Source organism: Thomasclavelia sp., assembly GCF_017889095.1.
Classification (GTDB): domain Bacteria; phylum Bacillota_I; class Bacilli_A; order Erysipelotrichales; family Coprobacillaceae; genus Thomasclavelia.
Genome location: NZ_JAGHEW010000369.1, coordinates 1 through 8,090 on the forward strand (window position 1 = coordinate 1; position 8,090 = coordinate 8,090).

Annotated in this window: 9 protein-coding genes; 1 reads left to right on the forward strand and 8 read right to left on the reverse strand. The window is 31.1% G+C overall.

Features of this window, described 5'->3' with window-relative positions:
* Positions 1 to 502: 502 nt before the first annotated feature.
* Complete coding sequence (locus J7M77_RS15560) at positions 503 to 1,168, forward strand: nitroreductase family protein (protein ID WP_296880225.1); 666 nt, start codon at positions 503 to 505, stop codon at positions 1,166 to 1,168.
* 720 nt (positions 1,169 to 1,888) lie between these two features.
* On the opposite strand, the gene rhuM (J7M77_RS15565) is transcribed toward J7M77_RS15560, so the two are convergent.
* The 8 genes from rhuM (J7M77_RS15565) to J7M77_RS15600 all read right to left on the reverse strand — a co-directional run.
* On the reverse strand, positions 1,889 to 2,029 hold the full coding sequence (gene rhuM / locus J7M77_RS15565) for a RhuM family protein (protein ID WP_296880227.1): 141 nt from the start codon (positions 2,027 to 2,029) through the stop codon (positions 1,889 to 1,891).
* Positions 2,030 to 2,124: 95 nt separating this feature from the next.
* Complete coding sequence (gene rhuM / locus J7M77_RS15570; protein WP_296880229.1) at positions 2,125 to 2,337, reverse strand: RhuM family protein; 213 nt, start codon at positions 2,335 to 2,337, stop codon at positions 2,125 to 2,127.
* Positions 2,301 to 2,546, reverse strand: a complete 246-nt coding sequence (locus tag J7M77_RS15575; RefSeq protein WP_296880231.1) for a hypothetical protein — start codon at positions 2,544 to 2,546, stop codon at positions 2,301 to 2,303. Before J7M77_RS15575 ends, rhuM (J7M77_RS15570) begins: the two co-directional genes overlap by 37 nt.
* A gap of 501 nt (positions 2,547 to 3,047) precedes the next feature.
* Positions 3,048 to 3,596 carry a uracil-DNA glycosylase family protein gene (locus J7M77_RS15580; RefSeq protein ID WP_296880233.1) on the reverse strand — a complete coding sequence of 183 codons (549 nt, stop codon included), beginning with the start codon at positions 3,594 to 3,596 and terminating at the stop codon, positions 3,048 to 3,050.
* Positions 3,593 to 4,927, reverse strand: a complete 1,335-nt coding sequence (locus J7M77_RS15585; RefSeq protein ID WP_296880235.1) for a radical SAM protein — start codon at positions 4,925 to 4,927, stop codon at positions 3,593 to 3,595. The genes J7M77_RS15580 and J7M77_RS15585 overlap by 4 nt, the downstream gene beginning before the upstream one ends.
* Complete coding sequence (gene tmk / locus J7M77_RS15590) at positions 4,924 to 5,544, reverse strand: dTMP kinase (RefSeq protein ID WP_296880237.1); 621 nt, start codon at positions 5,542 to 5,544, stop codon at positions 4,924 to 4,926. Before tmk ends, J7M77_RS15585 begins: the two co-directional genes overlap by 4 nt.
* Before the next feature lie 54 nt (positions 5,545 to 5,598).
* A complete protein-coding gene (locus tag J7M77_RS15595) occupies positions 5,599 to 7,542 on the reverse strand; it encodes a UvrD-helicase domain-containing protein (protein WP_296880239.1) in 1,944 nt (647 codons plus the stop codon).
* A 5-nt stretch (positions 7,543 to 7,547) separates the two neighbouring features.
* Positions 7,548 to 8,090, reverse strand: a 543-nt coding sequence (locus tag J7M77_RS15600; protein WP_296880240.1) for a hypothetical protein, incomplete at its 5' end; no start/stop codon positions are given.

Genomic DNA, 8,090 nt, shown 5'->3' on the forward strand with positions numbered 1-8,090 from the left:
ACATAAAAACATGATCAAAATGCTTTTTGAAAATCTTCTTTTTAAAACCATTTTCTTTTTTCCCTCCAATCTTTTTAAATTTATATATACTCTTGTATACATCTAAATTCTACTTTATTATTAGTATTCAAGCAACCATTTTGCACCACTTTATAACAAATTAATCACATATTTTTCTTTAATAATTAATGAAAATTTTAATTAATTAATAATCATTAATCTTTCTTAAAATACGGTTTGTAAATAAGTGATTAAATAAAGATAAGTTAAGAAAAATTAATTTAAATTCATTTGATTAATTATAAACTTTATCTAAAGTTTCTTTGCAAATGGTCGTTTATTGCAAAAAGTGATACAATTAAACTACTCAATTATAACTGTAATTAATTACAAAGCATGATATTATTTGCTTTATATCATATCTAAAAGTAAATATAATGGTAGTTGAATAATTGAAATCGCTAATCAAATCACAAACAATTATTTTATAGGAGATATTAAAATGGATTTATTACAAGCAATCAAAAATAGACATTCAGTAAGAGCATATACTAATAAACCAATTGAAGGTAAAGTAAAAGAAGATTTATCCCAATTTATCGATCAATGCAATCAAGAAAGCGACTTGCATATACAATTAATTTTAGATGAGCCCAATGCTTTTAATAGTTTGATGGCTCATTATGGTAAGTTTTCTGGAGTTAAAAACTATATTGCTTTAGTTGGTAAAAAAGAAGCTAATTTAGCCAAAAAATGCGGTTATTATGGTCAAAAAATCGTTCTTTTTGCACAAACATTAGGTTTAAATACCTGTTGGGTAGCGATGACATATAGTAAGCAAAAAGCTCATTTTAAACTTAATCAAGATGAAAAATTATGTATTGTCATTGCTATTGGTTATGGCGTCACCTCTGGTACTAAGCATAAATCTAAACCAAGAGAAAAAGTTATGAAAACCAAAACAACACCACCCAAATGGTTTATTAATGGTATTGATGCTGCACTACTAGCACCAACCGCCCTTAATCAGCAAAAATTTATTATTTCATTAAATGATGATAATACAGTATCAATCAAAGCTAAAATGGGACCGTATAGTAAAATCGATTTAGGGATTGTCAAGTATCATTTTGAAATAGGCGCTGGATTAAATAATTTTAAATGGTAAGATTAAGTATTTAATTTATCTTAACACAGTAGTATTTATTTTTAATAAATTGATACTGTGTTCAGAGTGTTGACAAACTACCAATTTGAAAAATTAAAAATTCCAGTGTATTCAAAGTGGTAAAATAAAGCTAAAATAAGAGTAATTTTAGATATTAAAATATTAAAATTACTCTTTTTTTATTCATTTGTGGGAAATATAAAAGGCTGTATGACAAAGCCGGTTTGAAAAACCGACTTTGTCAACAGCCTGAACACAGTAGTATTTATTTTTAATAAATTGATACTGTGTTTTTTTATATTCATAAAATTTAATATAAAAACCAAGAGTATCAAAAACTCTTGGTAATCTCCTAACTCTTTCTTATAACGATATTTCATCGTGAGAATTAAATTTAAACCTAACTCTTTAAAACTGAGAAATGTCAACATTATTTATACAGTTACTACCTGTATAATCCTTTTTACTCAAAATATAGATTTCAGTACTTGACATTCCTATTTTAATTAATACAACAATTTTTATTTACTTCGTAAATATAGTATGCATTTTTCATCAAAAAATTCTTTATATGTCAATATAAAACTTATATCTAGTATTCGTATTGATTTTTTACTTCTTTGAATTCTTTTCTAGCTCAAGTAAATATTTATCAAAGTCTGGTATAAATAATCTATCTTGAATGATACGATATTTTTCAAATTCTGTTTCGGTTTTGTACTATGCAATCTCTGCCGTGATCTTTCCAGCATCCTGTAAAACCTTTCTATCGTCAGCCATCAAAAATAAATCCAAACGTTTGCTCCAATCTTCCATTGTCATCGGTATATGTCTTTCTGCACAGTCTTCTGCCAAATCCAAATTTGATAAAACCTACGCTCTGATAAACGAATTTCTCGAATTTGTTCCAGCAAACAATCAAAGTATTCTAACATCAAAACTGAACCACCATTTTTTTAACGTTCATCATCTATAACCCAACCTTTGATGGTACAGTCCTTTACGATACTGTTTACCCATTTACGGAATTGTACTGCACGTTCATTGTTTACCTTGAAGCCAACAGCAATGATCATCTGTAAGTTATAATGTTTTGTTTCTCTTTGTACCTGACGGGATCCCTCGGTTTGAACTATCCGAAAATTTCGGATAGTTGCCGACTCTTCCAATTCCGAATCCGAATATATTTTTTGATATGGTCACTGATAGTACGCACATCAACACCATAAAGTGTAGCCATCATTTTTTGTGTCAACCATATATTTTCATCTTCATAGCGCATTTCAATGCTGCCTTCCTGAATACCCACAGAAACAACATAAGTCAGATATTCTGCTGCACTTGAGCGAATACTTATGTCATTCTTCTTTTTTGCCAACGTAATCACCTACAAAAAAGTTTTTTGTGCTAATTACAAACTCATATTATTTAATATAATACCTATTGAAACATATTGTCACTCTATACAATCTTAACCAAATCAACAAGCAGTACTGTTTTCTCTATGATTTCATTCTTGCCAAACGATATGTAAGCTTTAAAGTCGAGATTGTTGTCCAAGATAAACTTTATGAATTTTAGAGTATTCTGGTATGCTAATATCCAAGTGACCTTGAATAAATATTTCACACATTTGAACAATACTTCTTTATCGTATATTCGTATTTTGCATCATTTAAACTTGCATTAATATTATTATGCAATAGTAATAAAACACCTACATTTTTTCAGTTCCTTATTTTTCAGCCCGTACCATCATTACTACATTTTCTACATGGCACGAGGAAATAGGAAGTACGTCATTTACCCTATCACTCCGTCCGATTTAGTCCACCTCTGTTTTTAGTGCTATTGTCGTAAGAGGGAACATATCAATTTCTTATAATAATTGGGTTATTATTTTTTCCACACCTTCTATATATTCGTCCATGCGTTTTCTTTTGTAAACATAAATATAAGACGGGTGATGTATTGGAACATAATATGTCCCTCTATACTCTTTAAAGTGATATTCAAACTCATTCCATTTTTCGAATTCAATTTTTAAATGCTTTCCTACGGATGAGTACACCTTTTCCCCTAACAAAAAAACTATTTTGGGAGACATTGTATGTATTTCACTTATCAAATGTTCAAAACAACTATCAATTTCCCTCCGATTAGGATAACGTAATTTTTGCTGTTCTGTCAACGGAAGACACTTTACTAGATTCGTTTTATAAGTACTAACCTCTTCACACATCTCTTCTATCTTTTGTATCAGCATCCCCGTATTAGTCTCTGGCGACAAAGGCAGTTCTGTATCAGATGATATCTTTTTTGCAGAAAGACCAACCCAAAAAACTTGGCATTCTTTTTCCGCATCTAATAATGGTTTTTGATTAAAACATAAACCACACTTTCGACATTTACGTATTTGTTCTATCATTGTTCTCCCTCTGTAAGTTCCTGTGTTTTAATAATATATTCATTTAGCAATTCATCCGATTCTGCGCTATAATTTCCAAAATCGAAATTAAACTGCGATCTACCATCAAAATGACTTATTTCTTCATTAAATCTGCATTCATGAATAATTCCTGTTTCTTCCATTATTTCATTATATAATTGTGTGCCATGATAAGGTCTAAATTGGAACACACTTGTTCTAAACTTCCCTGGCGCATTTAGAGATACTTCTTTTATTCTAGAAGCCAATTCAAATGTTTTTTGAAAATCTTCCTTTGTTTCTTTGGGAAACCCATAGATAAAGTATCCTTTTAAATCGATACCATTTTGCAATATTTCCTTTGAAACTCTGATAATATCATCTGGTTTACCTAATTTATTGATTTTCTTCCTTATGGCTTCTGAGCCAGATTCAATTCCGATAAATAATTCTTTGCAATTTCCATTCCGAAGTTCTTTTACTTTATCGATTACACCAATCAAAGACAGTACATGTGCCATTCCTCTCCAACTTAACTGTGGAAACTGCGAAAATATGTTATTGGCCATATCTATACTTTTACCATTACGTAAGAATAAATCATCTAAAATCCGAACACTTTTTATATCTGGATACACAGATAATATATCACTAATTTCAACTGTAACACTTTCTTTAGTTCGTATTCTGGTTGTTATATCTTTATTTAAACTCTTAGCCCCTCCGCAAAATGCACAGTCAAATGCACATCCCCTTGATGTAATAATTGCTATTTCCTTTTCGCCATAATGATTAACTATTATCTCGTTTCCTAAATATTTCCTATTCAAAAATATATTTGAAATATCTTTAGGAAAATATATAGAGTTTTTATTAACTCTATATACAAATATCCGACCATTCTGTACTTCTGGTTCTTGAATGCAACTTCCCAAAACAAGTTCTGGTATTATAAATTCTCCCTCACCGATGATAATATCTAATTTATTTTTGACATTCCATTGTAGCAATTCTTTGTAAATACTCTTAACAGCTTGTCCCCCGATAAAACACTCGCAATCAGTTTCTATATTTTCAATAATATATTTCACCTTGTCATAGTTTTGCGTAAAAATATTAATGCCTATGTAATCAGGTTTAATCTTGTTAATAAGATTAACTATCTCCGAGACAGATTTTGTTTCCTTTACACAATCTATAACTTCAACATTTATACCCGCCCTCTCTAGGTATGTTGCAATATACCCTAGCCCTAACGGTGGCAAATACTGTTCCTTTTCTTTTGTGGTATCCCAAAAAATAGGTGAGTTGAGTAAAATAAATTTTTTCATGCACTCCTCCAATTATCAATTAAATAAGAAACCACTTTTTCTACATTGAGTTTTAAACTGTCATTATTGTTAATACGCATAACATTTACATTTGCCTTTTCTAATTCTACAATTCCTTTCTCCATGTAATAAAGCTCTCTATTTGATTGATTACCTCTTTCAAATCTAGTCAATACATTGCGCTCTGCTAATCTTTTCCGTAGAATTTCTTCATCAGCAAATACTGCCAATTGCAGATCCGGCTTTATAATTTCCGCATTCGAATCCAAAATGAATGCGTCACTGACACCATCCATTTCCTGTAAAATTAAAGAAGATAAAATGTATCTATCTGTAATGACCAGTTTCCCTTTCTTTAATTCTGGAACAATTTCGTTTTTTATATGTTCATATCTATCCGCTGCAACCAAACAAGCCAAACTTATTCCTGAATGTTCTTCAGCAAAGCATCTTATAAATCTACCCAGTTCCGTACTCGTAGGCTCTTTTGTGATATACACAATATAGCCCAATGATTCCATCCTAATTTTAATAGCCTCTATAAGCGTCGATTTACCAACACCATTTGGTCCATCTATGGCAACAAAGAAACCATTTAAATTACCTTTTTCCTGCACTCTTTTATTCCCCCTTAATAGTCAAAACCTACTTTTAAATAAAATCAATATCATCTACTCAACTAATCTCAAAGACCATCCTATTTGTTTCAATTTTTCCTGTGCTTTAGTATCTACAAAATCTATCGGTATCGCAAGACAAACCAAAGCCCTAGCACGTGTCATTGCGACATATTGACACTTTAATTTTTTTTGATGAGCTGAATTAATTTTATTAGGTGGTGTTCCACATAAATATTTTAGTATTGATTTCATATTATGTGTACGTAGAAATGTTTCTAAAACTAAAGTAGCTAAATGTGTCCTTCCCTTCACAGAATGAATACTACCAAATTCCATATCTACAAACCGATTTGTCCGCGAATCAATATATAAATAGTGATTCGGCGATATTTTAATATTTGACTCATCATCCAACAATTCCTTTTCTTTTGGTTCTTCTATCCACTGTCCAAATTTCTTTATCTTTTCATAAGAAGTAATATCAAACAGTTTTAAAATCTGTTTCATTATACTGATCATATCTTTCCATTCATCTTTACTAATTGAAACTTGAAAATTTGTCAGTTTCATTAACATCTTTCTAAAATCATCTTTCTTATCATCTGATAATACCTTAAACAAGGCTGCCGTTATATTTCCCGTAGCTGCAATATAATTACATTCTTTAGTTTTATTTATTAATCTTCTGATTCCTTTACATATCCATTCAACCTGTATTGCTTTTTCTCCAGTATTTTTAAATTCATATATTCCTATTCTAAAATATTCAATTAGATATTTAGGAACAATTCTTTTATTTGCTTTTTTCGCCTCATAAGCCCCCCAATAATCATATATACCTTTCGGAAATTGTTTTTGGGAAGTATCCTCTTTTTTATCATGGACCATACCTACAACATGGCATCCTTCTTTTTCATACTTACGCATCTCTTCATCTGTAAAAGTATCTAAAATTAGTTGTCCAAATTCATCTATAACCTGCGAAGCCTTTTCTTTTTTAAATAAAAATATTGTATGATTGATACTTTTATCCCAAAAAAGGCTTTCTGTACCACCCATTTGCGCTTTTGATAAAGCAACAGTATTTGCCAACTTCGCTATTGACGAATCAAACCTTCTGCTTTCACTTAAGACTAAAGCATTCTCTCTTGGAAAATTACACAATTTATCGTCAGCTATTAAATTGCTGTAAATTGCCTGATTACTATCTCCATATCCCTGTCTAATACTTTTTATACCATCATCGCTAAAAGCTTTTTTTAGCAATTCCCACTGAAAAGTGTCCGTATCTTGTGCCTCATCAATAAATAATATTGGAAATCGATGCTGTATAAAGGAAGAAATCCCTTCCCACTCTTCCAGTGCCTGTTTTGCATACAAAAGCATTTCTCCAAACGTAAAATAACCTTCATGTTGAGTTTTTTCAATAATTGATAAAAGATTTTCTTTCGTGCCTCCATTCTTTTCCCATTCAATAGAGCCAATCGCATCTTTGTATTCACAAATCTCCTCATTTTTATGTTGACGCTCTAAATATGCCCTTGTATTATATGGCAATAAGCCCCACCTATAAGTGCGTGCATAATCAGTGTCAATTATATTTATTTTATAGCCATTGGATCGCAACCAAGGTAATACAACATATGTATCAAAAAAGGAATGTACTGTTCCTATAAAATGTGGATAGGATAATAATCTTCGCCCAACTTCGCTATTTCCAAGTCTATCCTCAATCTCTTCTCGCGCAACATTTGTGTGTGATAACACACAAATACCTGTGTTTGAATATGGCCACTTTTTTGCAAGAATGGCCAACTTTGCTACTAATATCGTAGTTTTCCCGCTTCCCGGAAACGCTTGTATATCCACGGAATCCATATTTTTAATCACATTAATTCTAGATTCATCAAAATGGATTTTCCCGCCCATTGCCATTTCTACCCACTTTATATCGTCATCAGTAATTTCAATATCTTTTATTTTTTCAATCTCCAATAAATTCACCCCTTAGTTGCATATTCAATCGCACTAACCAAATAATCTGGTATTGTTTTTTTAAGTGCATCTGCTTTTCCTGTATAGTTCTTTTCTAATTCAAACGCAAATTGTTGTGCGAAATCAGCTTTTGATGCCTTTTTAGAAGTAAAATAACTATAAAAATAAGATGCTTGTTCTTCTATTGTCTGATATTTGTTCAAATCATCTATTAATTCATCCTTCTTATTTGTTCTATTTTGAGGAGCATAACTAACCTTTATAAGAGAATTTATAAGCACTTCTTTCATATCTTTGTTTTGCAGTCCTTTATATGCTAGATCATACTCCAACGTCCAATGCCCTGCAACATATGTCCGTACTCCTTGACCATCAGCTCGCTCTTTTATCTTTTCCAAATGTGCTTCTGCCGCTTCTTTCGTAAAATCACTTTCCGTCCTCCAAGCACGATTCACCTTTTCTGGCCATGTTTTCTTATCTGATGTATACTTTTTATCTATGCATATTCCTGGTGCACAATCCGGCATAATATCTCTATCTGTAATACA

Excerpts from the sequence above, each read along its gene's own strand:
- J7M77_RS15585 (WP_296880235.1), bottom strand. The coding sequence starts at position 4,927 with ATGAAAAAATTTATTTTACTCAACTCACCTATTTTTTGGGATACCACA.
- J7M77_RS15560 (WP_296880225.1), top strand. The coding sequence starts at position 503 with ATGGATTTATTACAAGCAATCAAAAATAGACATTCAGTAAGAGCATAT.
- J7M77_RS15580 (WP_296880233.1), bottom strand. The coding sequence starts at position 3,596 with ATGATAGAACAAATACGTAAATGTCGAAAGTGTGGTTTATGTTTTAAT.